Source organism: Paracidovorax valerianellae, assembly GCF_900102625.1.
GTDB classification, from domain to species: Bacteria; Pseudomonadota; Gammaproteobacteria; order Burkholderiales; family Burkholderiaceae_C; genus Paracidovorax; species Paracidovorax valerianellae.
Genome location: NZ_FMZC01000020.1, coordinates 18,261 through 34,263, shown reverse-complemented (window position 1 = coordinate 34,263; position 16,003 = coordinate 18,261). Strand labels below are relative to the sequence as shown.

At 66.0% G+C, this 16,003-nt stretch carries 13 protein-coding genes; 2 read left to right on the top strand and 11 right to left on the bottom strand.

The window, feature by feature from the left end:
- Positions 1 to 104: 104 nt before the first annotated feature.
- From BLT03_RS21400 to dapC, 6 genes are all read right to left on the bottom strand, one after another.
- Positions 105 to 2,144: an ABC-F family ATP-binding cassette domain-containing protein gene (locus tag BLT03_RS21400; RefSeq protein WP_092745804.1), complete on the bottom strand. Its 2,040-nt coding sequence runs from the start codon at positions 2,142 to 2,144 to the stop codon at positions 105 to 107.
- A 139-nt stretch (positions 2,145 to 2,283) separates the two neighbouring features.
- The gene (gene prmB, locus BLT03_RS21395; protein ID WP_092745803.1) at positions 2,284 to 3,231 is read right to left on the bottom strand and encodes a 50S ribosomal protein L3 N(5)-glutamine methyltransferase; all 948 of its coding nucleotides are present in this window, start codon (positions 3,229 to 3,231) and stop codon (positions 2,284 to 2,286) included.
- Positions 3,228 to 4,403 carry a succinyl-diaminopimelate desuccinylase gene (gene dapE / locus BLT03_RS21390; protein ID WP_092745802.1) on the bottom strand — a complete coding sequence of 392 codons (1,176 nt, stop codon included), beginning with the start codon at positions 4,401 to 4,403 and terminating at the stop codon, positions 3,228 to 3,230. The genes prmB and dapE overlap by 4 nt, the downstream gene beginning before the upstream one ends.
- 68 nt (positions 4,404 to 4,471) lie before the next feature.
- Positions 4,472 to 5,632 (bottom strand): PilT/PilU family type 4a pilus ATPase, encoded by a 1,161-nt coding sequence (locus BLT03_RS21385; protein ID WP_092745801.1) that lies wholly within the window; start codon positions 5,630 to 5,632, stop codon positions 4,472 to 4,474.
- Between the two features lie 89 nt (positions 5,633 to 5,721).
- Complete coding sequence (gene dapD, locus BLT03_RS21380) at positions 5,722 to 6,546, bottom strand: 2,3,4,5-tetrahydropyridine-2,6-dicarboxylate N-succinyltransferase (protein WP_092745800.1); 825 nt, start codon at positions 6,544 to 6,546, stop codon at positions 5,722 to 5,724.
- A 9-nt stretch (positions 6,547 to 6,555) separates the two neighbouring features.
- Positions 6,556 to 7,758 (bottom strand): succinyldiaminopimelate transaminase, encoded by a 1,203-nt coding sequence (gene dapC / locus BLT03_RS21375; RefSeq protein ID WP_092745799.1) that lies wholly within the window; start codon positions 7,756 to 7,758, stop codon positions 6,556 to 6,558.
- Between the two features lie 191 nt (positions 7,759 to 7,949).
- On the opposite strand from dapC, the gene BLT03_RS21370 reads away from it, so the two are divergent.
- The gene (locus BLT03_RS21370) at positions 7,950 to 9,443 is read left to right on the top strand and encodes a methyl-accepting chemotaxis protein (RefSeq protein ID WP_092745798.1); all 1,494 of its coding nucleotides are present in this window, start codon (positions 7,950 to 7,952) and stop codon (positions 9,441 to 9,443) included.
- Positions 9,444 to 9,540: 97 nt separating this feature from the next.
- On the opposite strand, the gene rsxB is transcribed toward BLT03_RS21370, so the two are convergent.
- The 5 genes from rsxB to BLT03_RS21345 form a co-directional block, all read right to left on the bottom strand.
- Entirely contained in the window at positions 9,541 to 10,236 is a 696-nt protein-coding gene (rsxB, locus tag BLT03_RS21365) for an electron transport complex subunit RsxB (protein ID WP_092745797.1), read from the bottom strand.
- A complete protein-coding gene (locus BLT03_RS21360) occupies positions 10,233 to 11,654 on the bottom strand; it encodes a polyhydroxyalkanoate depolymerase (RefSeq protein WP_092745796.1) in 1,422 nt (473 codons plus the stop codon). The genes rsxB and BLT03_RS21360 overlap by 4 nt, the downstream gene beginning before the upstream one ends.
- A gap of 203 nt (positions 11,655 to 11,857) precedes the next feature.
- Positions 11,858 to 12,922 carry a GTP pyrophosphokinase gene (locus BLT03_RS21355; RefSeq protein WP_092745795.1) on the bottom strand — a complete coding sequence of 355 codons (1,065 nt, stop codon included), beginning with the start codon at positions 12,920 to 12,922 and terminating at the stop codon, positions 11,858 to 11,860.
- 132 nt (positions 12,923 to 13,054) lie between these two features.
- On the bottom strand, positions 13,055 to 14,095 hold the full coding sequence (gene dusA, locus BLT03_RS21350) for a tRNA dihydrouridine(20/20a) synthase DusA (protein WP_434802426.1): 1,041 nt from the start codon (positions 14,093 to 14,095) through the stop codon (positions 13,055 to 13,057).
- A 145-nt stretch (positions 14,096 to 14,240) separates the two neighbouring features.
- Complete coding sequence (locus tag BLT03_RS21345) at positions 14,241 to 14,693, bottom strand: Lrp/AsnC family transcriptional regulator (RefSeq protein WP_092745794.1); 453 nt, start codon at positions 14,691 to 14,693, stop codon at positions 14,241 to 14,243.
- Between the two features lie 153 nt (positions 14,694 to 14,846).
- Here BLT03_RS21345 and BLT03_RS21340 point away from each other — a divergent pair, with 153 nt between their 5' ends.
- Complete coding sequence (locus tag BLT03_RS21340; protein ID WP_092745793.1) at positions 14,847 to 15,989, top strand: saccharopine dehydrogenase family protein; 1,143 nt, start codon at positions 14,847 to 14,849, stop codon at positions 15,987 to 15,989.
- The last annotated feature ends 14 nt before the right edge of the window (positions 15,990 to 16,003 follow it).

The window sequence follows — 16,003 nt, the reverse complement described above, 5'->3', positions numbered from 1 at the left end:
AACGCAACCAGTCGAGCGCGATTTTTTTGCTCCTGAATTCATAGCTAAAAACCGTTGACACAATTGCGGCTAAACCTCAATTCAGTGTCAATGGTTACATGGTTTTACGCTTCGCCCGCTTGAGATTCGAGGGCTTCTACTTCGGACGACAGCTCCAGCCACCTCTCCTCCAGCGATTCGGTTTCGTCGCTGCAGGCTTTCAGCCGGCGGCCGTTTTCCGCGATGTCGGCGGGCGGCAGGGCCTGGGTGAGCCGCTCTTCGATCTGCGCCTTCTCAGCCGTGAGCGCTGCCAGCCGCTGATTGATCTGCTCCAACTCGCGTTTTAAAGGACGCGTTTTCTCCGCCAGTTGCTGCCGCGCCTGAGCGCCTAGCTTGCGCTGTTCCCGGGCATCCTTCGCCACGGGAGCGTTGGTTGCCGCCGATGCGGGCGAGGGGGCAGCAGCCGGCGCGGCTGCTACCGGTGCTGGCGCTGCCACCGCCACGGGCGCCGCCGATGCTGCCGATTCCGCGGCTTTGGCCTGTTCGCGCAGGCGTTTGGACTCATCCAGCAGGTAGCGCTGGTAGTCGTCCAGGTCGCCGTCGAACGGACCGACCACACCACGCCCCACCAGCCAGAATTCGTCGCATACCGCACGCAGCAGCGCCCGGTCATGGCTGACCAGCATGACGGTGCCTTCGAACTCGTTGAGCGCCATGGACAGCGCCTCTCGGGTGGCCAAATCCAAGTGGTTGGTTGGCTCGTCCAGCAGCAACAGGTTGGGGCGCTGCCACACGATCATCGCCAGCACCAGGCGGGCTTTTTCGCCGCCGCTCATGGTGCCCACGGCCTGCTTGACCATGTCGCCCGAGAAATTGAAGCTGCCCAGGTAGCTGCGCAGGTCCTGCTCGCGGCTGGGTTCGCGGGCGTTGGGGCCGAGTTCCCGGGCCAGGCGGATCATGTGCTCCAGCGGGTTGTCGCCGGGGCGAAGAACGTCCAGTTCCTGCTGGGCGAAGTAGCCGATCGACAGGCCTTTGCCCTCGATGACCGAGCCGGCCAGCGGCTTCATCTCCCGCGCGATTGTCTTGACCAACGTGGACTTGCCCTGCCCGTTGGCGCCCAGAATGCCGATGCGCTGGCCTGCCAGCACCGAGCGGCTCACATGCCGCAGGATGGTCGTCGGCTCGCCTTCTTCGGGCGTGTACCCGAACGACGCATCGCTGATCGCCAGCATCGGGTTCGGCAGGTTGACCGGCTCCTTGAATTCGAACGTGAACTCGGCCTCGGCCAGCAGCGGTGCGATCTTTTCCATGCGCTCCAGCGCCTTGACGCGGCTTTGCGCCTGCTTGGCCTTGCTGGCCTTGGCCTTGAAACGGTCGATGAATTTCTGCAGGTGGGCGATCTTGTCCTGCTGTTTGGCAAACGATGCTTGCTGCAGTTCGATCTGCTGCGCGCGCAGTTCTTCGAAGCGGCTGTAGTTGCCGCCATAGCGGTTCAGCTGCGCGTTTTCGATCTGCAGCGTGACGTTGGTGATCGCATCCAGGAATTCGCGGTCATGGCTGATCACGATCAGCGTGCCAGCGTAACGCTTGAGCCACGCTTCCAGCCACACCAGGGCGTCCAAGTCCAAGTGGTTGGTGGGTTCGTCGAGCAGCAGCAGGTCGCTCGGGCTCATCAGGGCCCGGGCCAGTTGCAGGCGCATGCGCCAGCCGCCCGAGAAGCTGTTGACGGGGTTTTCGAGTTCGGAGACCCGAAACCCCAGCCCCAGGATCAACGCCTGCGCACGCGGCACGGCGTCATGGTCGCCGGCGTCGGCCAGGTCGGAATAGGCGTGGGCAATGGCCATGCCGTCTTCTTCCTGCTCGGCTTTGATCAAGGCCTGACGCAACTCGGCCAGGCGCGTGTCGCCGTTCAGCACGAATTCGGTGGCAGGTTCCGAGGTTTCGGGCATGTTCTGCGCCACCTGGGCCATGCGCCATTGCGGCGGCACGAAGAAGTCGCCGCCGTCTTCATGCAGCGTGCGGTTGAGCAGGGCGAACAGGCTGGATTTGCCCGCGCCGTTGCGACCGACAAGGCCCACGTTTTCACCGGGATTGATGGTGACGGAAACGCGGTCGAGCAAGACCTTCGCGCTGCGGCGCAAGGTGACGTTTTTGAGTGTGATCATCGATAAAAACCAACAAGGGGCGTGCCAAGACACCCGGGGGAAAATCAAAAGACCGGCAAGGCCGGCCGGGCGCGCGCCGAACCCGGCGTGCGCGGAGAAGGTGAAGGGCGCGCTGAGCGCACTTCCTGTGCGGTACGGATCAGGTCGGATGCGCCACCAAAGCCTCGCGGGTGATCAGCAGCACCTGGTCTTCGCCTGCGCTGGTGTCGAGCCAGAACACGGGAAGGTGCGGAAAAGCCGCTTCGAAATGGCTGCGCTCGTTGCCGATCTCCAGCACCAGCACGGCCTGCTCGCTCATGCAGCCGGGCGCCTGCGCCAGCAGGCGACGGATGAAGTCCATGCCATCGGTGCCGCCAGCCAACGCCAGGGCGGGCTCGGCGCGGTATTCCTCAGGCAGTGCCGCCATGCTCTGCGCGTTCACATACGGCGGATTGCACAGGATCAGATCCCAGGGGCCGGGCACCGAGTCCAGGCCGTCCGACAGTTGCAGGGCCACGCGGTCCTGCAGGCCATGCTTTTCCACATTGATGCGGGCGACGTCGAGCGCGTCGGGCGAAATGTCGGCGCCGGTCAACTGCACGTCCGGGTAGACCATCGCGGCCAGGACCGCCAGGCTGCCATTGCCGGTGCACAGGTCCAGCACGGCGCGCGTGTCCTCGCCAAGAAAGCCGTCGATGCCGCCATCCTCAGGCGGATTGACCAGCAGTTCGGCGATGAAGCTGCGTGGCACGATGGCTCGCTCGTCCACGTAGAAGGGCACGCCCTGCAGCCACGCTTCGCGCGTCAGATAGGCCGCTGGCTTGCGCGTGGCGATGCGTTCTTCGAACAGTGCGGTCACACGGGCCTGGTCGGCCGTGGCGACCGTGCGGGCCTCGATGGGCTCGGGGCCGTCGTCCAAGGGCTCGTCCAGCGGAATGCCCAGGCACCACAGCACGAGCCACACGGCCTCGTCGTGTGCGTTGGCCGTGCCGTGGCCGAACGCCACGCTCGATGTTTCGAGCCGCGCCGTGCCGGACGCGATCAGCGCGCCGACGGTATCGCCTTGCACGGCGGCGGGGTTGCCGGATGGTTGCGGGTCGGTGCTCATGCGGTGGCTTGCGCGTTCAGGTGGTCGAGCGTGCGGCGGTAAATGTTCTTCAGCGGCTCAATGTCGGCCACGACCACGTGCTCGTCGATCTTGTGGATGGTGGCGTTGGGTGGGCCCAGTTCGATCACCTGCGGGCAGATCTGCGCGATGAAGCGCCCGTCGCTGGTCCCGCCGGTGGTGGATAGTTCGGTCGCCAGCCCGGTTTCATCCAGGATGGCCTGCTGCACCGCGCGCACCAGTTCGGCGGGCTGCGTGAGAAAGGTCTGCCCGCCCAGCGTCCAGGACAGGTCGTACTCCAGGGTGTGGCGGTCGAGCAGGGCGTGCACGCGCTGCTTCAAGCCTTCGGACGTCGATTCGGTGGAAAAGCGAAAGTTGAAGTCGATCACCACCGCGCCCGGAATGACGTTGGTCGCTCCCGTGCCGCCGTGGATGTTGCTGATCTGCCAGCTGGTGGGTGGAAAGAAGGCGTTGCCCTCGTCCCAGCGGATACCGGCCAGTTCCGCCAAGGCGGGCAGGGCCTGGTGGATGGGGTTGCGGGCCAGTTGCGGATAAGCGATGTGGCCTTGCACGCCGCGCACGGTGAGCCGCCCGCTCAGCGTGCCGCGGCGGCCGTTCTTGATCATGTCGCCGGTCTTTTCGACCGAGGTGGGTTCACCCACGATGCAGTAGTGCAGCGGCTCGCCGCGCTCGCGCAGCCGATCGACCACGACCTTGGTGCCGTCCACCGAAGGGCCTTCTTCATCGCTGGTGAGCAGAAAAGCGATCTGCAGGTCTGGCGCGGGCGTGGCGGCCAGAAACTCTTCCACCGCCACGACGAATGCCGCGATCGACGTCTTCATGTCGCTCGCGCCGCGGCCGTAGAGCTTGCCGCCCCGGTGCATGGGCGTGAACGGATCGCTGCCCCATTGCTCGACGGGGCCGGTCGGCACCACATCGGTGTGGCCGGCGAATACTACGGTTTTGATAGCAGACTGCCCTAGTGCTGATTGCGCTGCAGGCCGTTTTGCCCATAAGTTGCTGACGCGGAAATCCTGCGGCCCGCTGTCCATGCGCTCGCATTCGAAGCCGAGCGGCCGCAGGCGGTCCGCCAGCAGTTCCAGGCAGCCCGCATCGTTGGGGGTGATGGAGGGGCGGGCAATGAGCTGTTCGGCCAGGTGCAGGGTACGGGACATCTTGTGTGGGGCAGGCGGTTCGGGCGGGGGAGGGCGTGATGGGGCAGGCCAGGTTCAGGCGGGACGGATCAGGACGGTTTGACGTCCAGCACGATCTCGGTGAACGATGGCTGGTCTTCTTCTTCCCGCGCGGCTTCGCTCTGGGCTTTGGCGTTTTTGGACGCCAGTGAAAAATCGTTTTGCAGGCGCCACATCAGGTTGGTGGGCGAATCGGCATAGGCCATGCCTTCCTTGCGGTCGATGCGGCCTTCCAGGATGAGCTGGGCCAGCGCTTCCTCGAACGTCTGCGAGCCTTCGGCCATGGATTTTTCCATGGCTTCGCGCACGCCGGAGAAGTCGCCCTTTTCGATCAGGTCGCCCACCAGCTTGGTGTTGAGCATCACTTCCACGGCCGGAACGCGTTCGCCCGCGGGCGTGCGCACCAGGCGCTGCGAGACGATGGCTTTCAGCGCCGAGCCGAGGTCGCCCAGCATGGTGGGGCGCACTTCGACCGGGTAGAAGCTCAAGATCCGGTTGAGCGCGTGGTAGCTGTTGTTGCCGTGCAGGGTGGCCAGGCACAGGTGGCCTGACTGCGCATAGGCAATGGCGGCGGACATGGTTTCACGGTCGCGGATTTCGCCGATCAGGATCACGTCGGGTGCCTGGCGCAGTGCGTTCTTCAGCGCGGTCTGCAGCGACTGCGTGTCGGCGCCGATCTCGCGCTGGTTCACGATCGATTTCTTGTTGCGGAACTGGTACTCGACCGGGTCTTCCACGGTGAGGATGTGGCCGGTGAGCTGCTCGTTGCGGCTGTCGATCATCGAGGCGAGCGTGGTGCTCTTGCCCGAGCCCGTGGCCCCGACGACCAGCAGCAGGCCCCGCTTTTCCAGGATGAGATCGCTCAGCACGGGCGGCAGGTTCAGCGAGGCCAGCGGCGGAATGTGCTGCGCGATGAAGCGGATCACCACCGCGTAGCTGCCGCGCTGGCGCATGGCGCTCACCCGGAAGCGGCCCACGCCGGTGAGCGGCACGCCCATGTTGAGCTCGCCGGTTTCCTCCAGCTCTTCGATGCGGTCGGGCGGGACGATCTCGGCCAGCAGGTTCTTGGGCGCATCGGCCGGCAGCACCTGGCTGTTGATCGGCACGCACTCGCCGTTGATCTTGATCAGCGCCGGCGCGTTGGCCGACAGGTAGACGTCCGACGCCCGCTTTTCGGCCATCAGGCGAAGAATCCGTTCCATCGTGCTCATGGGGATTGCTCTTTCGTTCGTCGGTGCGCAGGTCGCGGAAGGGGCGGGGGGCGGATCGGATCGGGGGCGGAGTGCGGCAGGCTGCGGGATCAGTCGCGCAGCAGGTCGTTCAGGCTGGTGGTGGAGCGGGTCTTGGCGTCCACCTTCTTGACGATGATGGCGGCATACATGCTGTAGCGGCCGTTGTCCTTGGGCAGGCTGCCGCTCACCACGACGGAGCCGGCCGGCACGCGGCCGAAGCTGGTTTCGCCCGTGGCGCGGTCGTAGATAGGGGTGCTCTGGCCGATGTACACGCCCATCGAGATGACCGAGTTCTCTTCCACGATCACGCCTTCGACGATTTCCGAGCGTGCGCCGATGAAGCAGTTGTCTTCGATGATGGTCGGGTTGGCTTGCAGCGGCTCCAGCACGCCGCCCAGGCCCACGCCGCCGGAGAGGTGAACGTTCTTGCCGACCTGGGCGCAACTGCCCACCGTGGCCCAGGTATCGACCATGGTGCCTTCATCGACATAGGCGCCGATGTTCACGTAGCTGGGCATCAGGATGGCGCCCTTGGCGATGTAGCTGCCGCGGCGCGCGACGGCCGGGGGCACCACGCGAACGCCCGTGGCGGCCATTTCTTCAGCGGACAGGTGGCCGAACTTCGTGGGCACCTTGTCGTAGAAGCCCAACTCGCCGGCCTTCATGAGTTCGTTGTCCTTGAGGCGGAACGACAGCAGAACGGCCTTCTTGATCCACTGGTGCACCGTCCACTGGCCGACGCCCTCGCGGGTGGCCACGCGCAGCTTGCCGTTGTTCAGCTCGGCGATCACGTGTTCCACAGCATCCTGCACTTCCTTGGGCGCGGCGGCGGGCGAGAGGCTGGCGCGGTTGTCCCAGGCGGTGTCGATGAGGGTCTGAAGTTGTTGTGTCATGGGTCGGGTTCAGGGATGGGATTGGATGAATTGCACGATGCGCTGGGCTGCCTCGACGCATTCTTCGGTTTCGGCCACCAGGGCCATGCGGATGCGTTGGGCGCCGGGGTTGAAGCCGCCGGCCTCGCGGGCGAGGTAGCTGCCGGGCAGCACCGTCACATTGTATTGAGCGAGCAGTTCGCGGGCGAACTCCGCATCGGTCAGGCCGAGGGCGTCGGGCACACGCGCCCAGAGGTAAAAGCCCGCGTCCGGCAGCGCCACGTCCATGACGCTGGCCAGCAACGGCGTGACCTGTTCGAACTTGCGGCGGTAGAGCGCACGGTTGTCGTCCACGTGCTGCTCGTCATTCCACGCCGCGATGCTCGCGCCCTGCACCGCAGGGCCCATGGCGCTGCCGTGGTAGGTGCGGTACAGCAAAAACGCCTGGATCAGCTTGGCGTCGCCCGCCACGAAGCCGCTGCGCAGGCCGGGCACGTTGCTGCGCTTGGACAGGCTGGTGAAGGCCATCAGGTTGCGGAAGTCGGCCCGGCCCAGCTTTGCCGCGGCCTCCAGCCCACCGAGCGGCGGCTCGCCCTGGAAGTAGATCTCGCTGTAGCACTCGTCCGATGCGATGACGAAGCCATGGCGGTCGCTGAGCGCGAAGAGCTTTTCCCATTCCTGCAGCGGCATCACTGCGCCGGTCGGGTTGCCCGGCGAGCACACGAAAAGCAGTTGGGTGCGCTGCCACACGTCTTCGGGCACGCTGTCCCAGTCCACGGCGAAATTGCGGGCCGGGTCGCTGGGCGCGTAATACGGCGTGGCGCCGGACAGCAGGGCCGCACCTTCATAGATTTGATAGAAGGGATTGGGGCAAACCACCGTTGCGCCAGCGCGCGTTGGGTCGATGATGGTCTGCGCGAAGGCAAACAGCGCCTCGCGCGATCCGTTGATGGGCAGAACCTGCGTGGCTGCGTCCAGCGTCAGGCCGTAGCGCCGCTGCATCCAGGCCGCGCAGGCCTTGCGAAGGGCCGGATCGCCCGCAGTGGCAGGGTAGCTGGCCAGGCCGGACAGGCTTTGGGTAAAGGCATCCTTGATGAATGCGGGCGTGGGATGGCGGGGTTCGCCCATGCCAAGACTGATGGGGCGGACGCCTTCAGGGGGCGTGACCCCCGCGAAGAGTTGCCGCAGCCGCTCGAAAGGGTAGGGCTGCAGTTGAGAGAGCAGGGGATTCATGGGCCGCCATTATGGTGGATGGGCAGGGGGCGGTGCCTGGGCATTCGCTGTCGGTGCACGCCACCGGCCAAGGGAAAACCGTGCGGCCGGCGGCTGCCGGTCGGGTCTGCGGTGAGGCCGCTCGTGTGTCAATCGTCCGTAAGTCGCAACCTCTAGCATCGGCGCATTAAAAGCGCATGGGAGACATCAGGATGGGCTCATTTTCGCCAATGCAGCCGGGAATACGGCTGATGCGCCGGTTGGCATTGCCGGGCAAGATGGCGCTGCTGTCAGGGGCGGCCCTGGCCTCCATGCTGGCGGTGGCAGTGGCCACCCAGGGACGATGGTGGTGGTTCGCAGGGGGCGCCGTGCTGGTCGCCTACCTGGCGGCGGCGATGCACCGCGGCATGGCGGACGACCTGGCGGTATTGGCCAAGGCCATGGACAGCGCAGCGCATGGCGACCTGGGCGCCCGGCCCCGCATCGCCGGGCAGGACGAAATGGCCCGCCTGGGGAGCCTGCTGGAGCGCATGGTGCTGATGCTCTCGTCGATGGTGGCCGACATCCGCAGCAACGCCGCGCTCGTCGCCCATGCCGGGCAAAGCCTGGCTTCCGACAACCGCGCGCTGGCCGAGCGCACCGAGCAGCAGGCGGCCAATCTGGAGCAGACCGCCGCCAGCGTCGAAGAGCTGTCGTCCGCCGTGCAGCAGAACGCAGACACTGCCCGCTCCGCAGACCAGCAAGCCGCCCAGGTGCGCAGTTCGGCCGATGCCGGCGCGCAGGCCATGGGCCGGGCGGTCCAGTCGGTCGAGGCGATCCAGCAGGGCGCCAGCCGCATGGCGGAGATCACGGCGGTGATCGACGGCATTGCTTTCCAAACCAACATCCTGGCCCTCAATGCGGCGGTGGAAGCCGCCCGCGCGGGCGAGCAGGGCCGAGGCTTCGCGGTGGTGGCGTCCGAAGTGCGCTCGCTGGCCGGGCGATCGGGTGCGGCAGCCCGCGAGATTCGCGATCTCATCGGCGAATCAATACGGCAGGTGGAAACCAGCGCGCAATTGATCCGGGCGGCCGGCTCGGGCATTTCCGAGATGGCGGGCGGTGTGCGCAGCGTGGCGAGCAACGTGAGCGAAATCTCGGCCTCCAGCGCCGAACAAAGCACCGGCCTGGCCGAAATCAGCGCTGCCGTGCAGCAACTGGACCAGATCACCCAGCGCAACGCGCAGATGGTCGGGCAGGCCGTTCACCAGGCCGAAGCGCTGGAGCACCGCGCCTCCACGCTGTCGCGGGCCGTGATGTCGTTCCGCCTGCAGCAGGGCACTGCCGACGAGGCCAAGGCGCTGGTGGAGCGCGCTTTGGCGCTGGCGCGAACGGCGCCCCGGGCCAGCCTGCTGCGGACCCTGACCGATCCGGCCCAGCCTTTCCACGACCGAGACATGTACGTGTTCGCGCTGGGCGCGGACGGCACCTACCTGGCGTTCGGCGGCAATCCGGCCAAGGTCGGCTCGCGCGTGCAGGACATCGCCGGCATCGACGGCGCGGCGCTGATGGCCTCCATCGCCGGGCAGGCCGATCAGGGACCGGGCTGGGTGGAATACGACATCACCAACCCGTCCACCGGCCGGGTGCAGACCAAGATGTCTTTCGTGTGCAAGTCGGCAGATTTGTACCTGGGCTGCGGCGTCTATAAATCGCTGGTGGCGGCCTGACGAGGACCTGTCCAACGCGAAAGTCGAAAGGGGCGGTGTGCCATGGCAGCGCACTGCGGCAGGGCACCGGGCGGGTGCCGTGCCTTGCAGTGCCGTGTCAGCCGGGATTGCCGGGAGGCGCGCGACGTGCCCGGGCCCGTGCGAGCGCGGCTGCAATCGCTGCCTGCTTCGCGTCGGTAGAAGGGGTTGCCGCGGCCGCCTCACCCGTCGCCAGGTTTGCCGCCGTGGACGCGACAGCCGGGGTCCGGTCGGTATCGCCGTCGACCGGTTTTGCCATGCGTGCGAAGCGTTCGGTACGCGCCGCGTAGCGGCTGCGCGCATGCTCCGCCTGCTCGGGAGACCAGGCCTGCCAGCCGGTCGCGCTGCCGCTGGCGTTTTCCAGCACGATGCAATCGACCGGGCAGACCGGAATGCACAGCTCGCAGCCCGTGCAATGGGCTTCGATCACGGTGTGCATCAGCTTGTTGGCGCCGAAGATCGCATCGGTCGGGCAGGCTTTGAGGCACAGCGTGCAGCCGATGCACCAGCTTTCGTCGATGAAGGCCACTGCGCGCGGCCCTTCGGTTCCATGTTCGGGTGAAAGGGGGAGAACGGGCCGATGCGTGAGCGCCGCCAGGCGCTCCACGCCCTCGGCGCCGCCGGGAGGGCACTGGTTGATGCCCGCCTCACCCGTGGCCACTGCCAGGGCGTAGGCTGCGCAGTCGGGATATCCGCAGCGCGTGCACTGCGTCTGCGGCAGCGCCGCGTCGATGCGTGCCGCCAGCGCGCGGACAGCGTCCGCTGCGGGGGTCAAGCCTTGCGGGGCGCGCGCTTGCTGCGCGGCGCGCTGGCGGCCGTGGCCGCGGCTTTCAGACCGGCGGTGTCTGCCTGGGCTGCGGCAGCGGCACCCGTGCGGCGGCGCGGTGCGTCGTCGCTGGGCAGCGTCACCACGGGGGCGGCAGCATGCGCGGGCTCGTGGGCCAGGATGAAGTCACGGACCTGCGGATACACCAGATCGCGCCAGCGGCGGCCGCTGAAGATGCCGTAGTGGCCGGCACCCTTCACTTCGTAATGGCTGCGGTCCTTCTGGGCGATGCCGGTGCACAGGCTGTGCGCGGCCTCGGTCTGGCCGGAACCGGAAATATCGTCCAGTTCGCCTTCGATGGTTTGGAGGGCGGTGCTGTGGATGTCCTGCGGACGCACGCGTTCCGGCTGGCCTTCAGGGTTGCGCACGTCCCAGGTTCCGTGGACCAGGCTGTAGTCCTGGAAGACGGTCTTGATGGTTTCGAGGTAGTAATCCGCATCCATGTCGAGCACGGCGTTGTACTCGTCGTAGAACTTGCGGTGCGCCTCGGCGCTGGTGTCGTCGCCCTTGATGAGGTCTTTGAAATAGTCGTAATGGCTGGTCGCGTGCCGGTCGGGGTTCATGGCCACGAACCCGGTGTGCTGCAGGAAGCCGGGGTACACGCGACGCCCTGCGCCGGGGAAGTTTTCCGGCACGGGATAGATCACGTTGTTCTCGAACCACTCGTAGCTGCGGTTCGTGGCCAGGTTGTTCACCGCGGTCGGGGACTTGCGGGCGTCGATGGGGCCGCCCATCATGGTCATTGACAGCGGCGTGGTCTCGCCGCGGCTGGCCATCAGCGACACGGCCGCCAGCACCGGTACCGTGGGCTGGCACACGCTCACCACGTGGCAGTTGCCGTAGCGCGACTGCAAGTGGCGGATGAACTCCTGCACGTAGTTCACGTAGTCGTCCAGGTGAAAGGAGCCATCGGCCAGCGGCACGAGTCGGGCATTCTTCCAATCGGTGATATAGACCTTGTGGCCCTGGAGCATGGTGCGTACGGTGTCGCGCAGCAGCGTGGCGTAGTGCCCGGACAGCGGTGCGACGATCAGCACGGCGGGCTGCTGCTTGATCTGCGTCAGCGTGGCGGGATCGTCGGAAAAGCGCTTGAAGCGGCGCAGTTCGCAAAACGGCTTGTCGATCTCCACCCGCTCATGGATAGCGACATCGGTGCCGTCCACGTTGACGGTGTGGATGCCGAACACCGGCTTTTCGTAATCCTTGCCCAGGCGGTACAGCAGGTCGTAGCCCGCGGACATGCGCTGGGCGTACATGGTCTGGCTGAAAGGCGAGAGCGGGTTGCTGAGGAGCTTGGACGCGGTCTGGGCAAAGTCCGCGAACGGCTCCATGAGCGAACGCTGGGTTTCGTAGATGTTGTAAAGCATTTGGGGCGAAACTCCGGGGTATGTTGCAGTGCAATATAGCAGCACCGTGCAAGACCTGTATGGCGTGAAAGTACGCACATCGAGTCACCTTTGCGACAATTGGAAACAATCAGGCCGTCGCATCACCTGCATTGTTTGCTACTAAATATATAGCTAAGTACCGTTGATATGATTGCGCTGGAGGCAGTTTTGATACCTGTCTTTCAGGCATGTTCTTTCAGCCATGCCTCGAACGCCTCGCGTGAACTGTTACGCAGAGCCCGCCGAAAAGTGGACCGGTCGCCCAGGTACAGACAATGTCGGATCACCGTGTAGGCGTTGAAGCTGCCCTGCGGGTTGTGGTCCTCGAAATGCTGCTTGTAGCGCTTGACGGTGCCGATGGTGGCGCGCATCAAGGTGTTGAACCGTGCCCGCGTGATCGATGGCGACCAGGCCCGGATGTCGTCCACGAACAGGTCGACCTTCTGCGGCTCGAATTCCTGGTCCTTGAAGAAATGGTTGGCGATCTTGAGGAACGTGAACGCATTGAGTTCGCTGCCGGGCGCCTGCGACTTTTCGGCCGGGGCCAGTTCCAGGTCCGACTCGGGCTCGGCCGTTTCGTCGGGGGCCTGCCGCAGTTCGGCCTCGGTCGCATCGCGGATCTGCCGAAACTCCCGGTCGGCCAGTTCGAACAGGGCCGACAGCACGTTGATGCGCCGCTTGAGCTGGCCCGGGATCGACTTCTTGTATTTGATCTTGTGGTCCAGCACGCTCCAGGAGTCCTGGATGATGGTGCGCACCTGCAGCTCGAAAGGCTGATGGGCATAGGCCGCGTGCTCGGCCAGAGCGGCCTGCGCGGGGGTGAGCCGCAGGTCCAGGTGCAGGCCCTTGTAGCCGAAGGAGTCTTCGGTGCTCTCCACCGCCGTCACCTTGTCGGTCACGTCGATCACGTCGAAGTGCGAGCGCACGGTTTGCGCCACCTTCTCCAGTTCGTCCTCGTACAGGCAAACGACGCGCACGCCGATCAGGTCGGTGATGTAGGGGCGGATTTCGTAGGGGGTGTTGCTCTCTTCCAGCGCGGCGCGGTATTTGCGCGAGAACTTGTTCACGCACTCACGGCGGTCCTTCACCCGGCCTTCGACCTTGGTGATGTCCAGGCCCGGCGTTCGCGACAGGATCGCCTGCAGCAGCGCCATGTAGGAAGCGCAGGCGTACTGCAGCGCGGGCAGTTCCTGGGCGTAGGTGGCTTCGAAGCCTTTTTCTTCCCGGGAGAAATCAAGCGAGGGCATGGGCGGGCGGCAGGGCAAAAGTGCGACGGCCTCCAGAGCGGGCCATCGTCAAGCCGCCATCGTAGTCCAAGTGCGTAGCCGAGTTGTCGGCTGCTGGAGCAGTCCGCTCAACCTCTACGGAAGCAGGGAGGATCAGTGTTCAGAAGCGGATAAAGCCTCTGCCGCAACAGGCGCCGACGCAGGTGCGCCACGCTGAGGTGCCTGCGCCAGAGCCATCACCTCGTGCGCGGGCAAGCCCTTCAGCCGATGGTCGCTCCACACCTGCCGCCAGCGCCGCGCGCCCGGCAGGCCGTGGCGCAATCCCAGCATGTGGCGCGCGATCGAATACCAGTGGGTGCCGTGCAGCGCCGCCTCGCGGGCCATGTAGTCCACCATGGCAGCTTCGACCGCTTCGCGCGTCAGTTCGGATTCGGGCGCGCCGAAGTAAAGCGCGTCCCACCGCGCGAGCCACCAGGGGTTGTGATACGCCTCGCGCCCGACCATGGCGCCATCGACCCGCGCCAGCGCATCGGCCAAGCCCTCGTCGGTGGAGAGACCGCCGTTGAGCGCGATGGTCAGGTGCGGAAAATCGGCCTTCAACTGCTGCACCACGTCGTAGCGCAGCGGGGGAATCTCGCGGTTCTCTTTGGGCGACAGGCCCTTGAGCCATGCATTGCGCGCATGCACGATGAACACGTTGCAGCCCGCCTCGGCCACCGTGCCGACGAAGTCGCGCACGAAGCCGTAGTCCTCGCTCTTGTCGATGCCGATGCGGTGCTTGACCGTGACGGGCACGTCCACCACATCGACCATGGCCTTCACGCCGTCCGCCACGAGTTGTGGCTCGTTCATCAGGCACGCCCCGAAAGCGCCGCGCTGCACCCGTTCGCTGGGGCAGCCGCAGTTGAGGTTGATCTCGCCGTACCCCCACTGCGCGCCCAGCCGCGCGGCCTGCGCCAGATCGGCCGGCTCGCTGCCGCCCAGTTGCAGAGCGACCGGATGCTCTTCGGCATTGAAGCGCAGGTGCCGCTCCACATCGCCATGGATCAGCGCACCGGTGGTCACCATCTCGGTGTACAGCAGCGCATGGCGGCTCAGCAGCCGGTGCAGGTAGCGGCAGTGGCGATCGGTCCAGTCCATCATGGGCGCGACGGAGAGGCGCCAGGGACTGTGGGGGGCGGTGGGCAGGGTCACGGGGGAGAGGGCCGGAGCGAAAGGGGAAAAGGGCAGGGCGGATTATCCCATCGGGGACTGCCTGCAGCCTTTGAAGGGAAATGGGCCACTGCCGCCGTGTTCATTGTCCTCGCTGCTATCAATTAAATAGCGTAGGTTTTTGCACTCAACCGCCAGCCCCGCGCCGGTCGATCTTGCGGCTGAGCACGATGCTGGTCTGTGTCTGGTGCACGCCCTCCAGCTGGCCGATGCGGTCGAGCAGCCCGTCGAGCTGTTCATGGCTGGTGCAGCGCAGGAACACCAGGTAGTCGAACGCCCCGCTCACGGCCGAAACCTCTTCGACCTCCGGTAGCGAGCCGAGCATGCGCAGCACGGCCGGCGACGCCTTGGGCAGCACGCTCAGGCTGCACCAGGCGCGCACGGCCTGGGCCTCGAGCGGTGCCCCCAGCCGCACGCCGTAACCGGCGACGATGCCGTCGCGCTCCAGCCGGGCGATGCGCGCGACGACGGTGGTGCGAGCCAAGCCTAGCCGGCGTGCCAGCAGTGCGGTGCTCTCGCGGGCGTTGGCCTGCAGCAGGCTGAGCAGGTGGCGGTCGGTGGAATCCATTTCGGCGGCCATGGGCTTCCTTCCTCTACAAAGTGAAAGCGTCGGCTATTTTCGCCAGAACGACGAATTCATTAAGCAATTTCGACGTTTTACACGCTACACATCGACAAGCGCTGCGCCTAGCATGGCCTGCATCCCTTCGTTGCCTCAACCCTGGAGATCGCCATGCTCACCACCCCCCATCAACTCTCCCGCAGCGCTCCGCATCGCATTGCCGTCCTCGGTGCGGGCCATATCGGTTTCGCCATGGCCGTTTTGCTGAAGGGCACCGGCGATTACGACGTCACGGTGGCCGACCGCGATCCTGAAGCGCTGGCGCGGGCGGCCACGCTAGGTGTGGGCACCGCACTGCTCCAGGACGATGCCGAGCTGCAATCCCTCGTGGCCGGCCAATTTGCCGTGCTGAACGCGCTGCCGTTTCACTGCGCGGTGCCGGTGGCCACGGCGTGCGCCCGCCAAGGCGTGCATTACTTCGACCTGACGGAGGACGTGCACAGCACCCAGGCGATCCGCGCCCTGGCCCAGGACGCGCGCAGCGTGCTCATGCCGCAGTGCGGCCTGGCGCCGGGTTTCATCGGGGTGGTCGGCAACGACCTTGCCCGGCGTTTCGACACGCTGCACGACCTGCGCATGCGCGTCGGGGCCTTGCCGCGCTACCCGCTCGGGGCGCTGCGCTACAACCTGACGTGGAGCACGGAGGGCCTCATCAACGAATATTGCAACCCCTGCGAAGCCATCGTGGATGGGCAGCCCACCCGCGTGCCGGCGCTGGACGGCCTGGAAACCTTTGCGCTGGACGGCGTGGAGTACGAGGCGTTCAACACCTCGGGCGGGCTGGGCACGCTGCCCGAGACCTGGGCCGGGCGGGCGCGCCGCATGGACTACCAATCGATCCGCTACCCTGGCCACTGCGCCATCCTGAAACTGCTGCTGAATGACCTGCGGCTGCGCGACCAGCGCGATCTGCTCAAGGACATTTTCGAGGCCGCCATTCCCGCCACCGAGCAGGACGTGATCGTGATCTTCGCCAGTGCATCGGGTCTGCGCGGCGGGCGGCTGGTGCAAGACGCGTATTCGGCACGCATCGTCGGCGCCACGGTGGGCGGGCGGGCGCTGAACGCGATTCAGCTGACCACGGCGGCGAGCATTTGCGCGGCGCTCGACCTGGTGGTGCAGGGCCGGTTGCCCCAGTCGGGCTTCATCCGGCAGGAACAGATCGCGCTGGGGGATTTTCTGGACAACCGCTTCGGGCGGGCCTATGGCGACCATGCGTTGCTGCAGTCAGAAGGAACCGTTGCCATTGAGTGAGTCGCCCAGGTGAC

What these genes read in the sequence shown, in the direction of transcription:
- BLT03_RS21355 (WP_092745795.1), bottom strand. Translation starts at nt 12,922, where the DNA reads ATGCCCTCGCTTGATTTCTCCCGGGAAGAAAAAGGCTTCGAAGCCACC.
- BLT03_RS21385 (WP_092745801.1), bottom strand. Translation starts at nt 5,632, where the DNA reads ATGAGCACGATGGAACGGATTCTTCGCCTGATGGCCGAAAAGCGGGCG.
- dapD (WP_092745800.1), bottom strand. Translation starts at nt 6,546, where the DNA reads ATGACACAACAACTTCAGACCCTCATCGACACCGCCTGGGACAACCGC.
- BLT03_RS21345 (WP_092745794.1), bottom strand. Translation starts at nt 14,693, where the DNA reads ATGGCCGCCGAAATGGATTCCACCGACCGCCACCTGCTCAGCCTGCTG.
- prmB (WP_092745803.1), bottom strand. Translation starts at nt 3,231, where the DNA reads ATGAGCACCGACCCGCAACCATCCGGCAACCCCGCCGCCGTGCAAGGC.
- BLT03_RS21360 (WP_092745796.1), bottom strand. Translation starts at nt 11,654, where the DNA reads ATGCTTTACAACATCTACGAAACCCAGCGTTCGCTCATGGAGCCGTTC.
- BLT03_RS21370 (WP_092745798.1), top strand. Translation starts at nt 7,950, where the DNA reads ATGGGCTCATTTTCGCCAATGCAGCCGGGAATACGGCTGATGCGCCGG.
- dapC (WP_092745799.1), bottom strand. Translation starts at nt 7,758, where the DNA reads ATGAATCCCCTGCTCTCTCAACTGCAGCCCTACCCTTTCGAGCGGCTG.
- BLT03_RS21400 (WP_092745804.1), bottom strand. Translation starts at nt 2,144, where the DNA reads ATGATCACACTCAAAAACGTCACCTTGCGCCGCAGCGCGAAGGTCTTG.
- dapE (WP_092745802.1), bottom strand. Translation starts at nt 4,403, where the DNA reads ATGTCCCGTACCCTGCACCTGGCCGAACAGCTCATTGCCCGCCCCTCC.
- BLT03_RS21340 (WP_092745793.1), top strand. Translation starts at nt 14,847, where the DNA reads ATGCTCACCACCCCCCATCAACTCTCCCGCAGCGCTCCGCATCGCATT.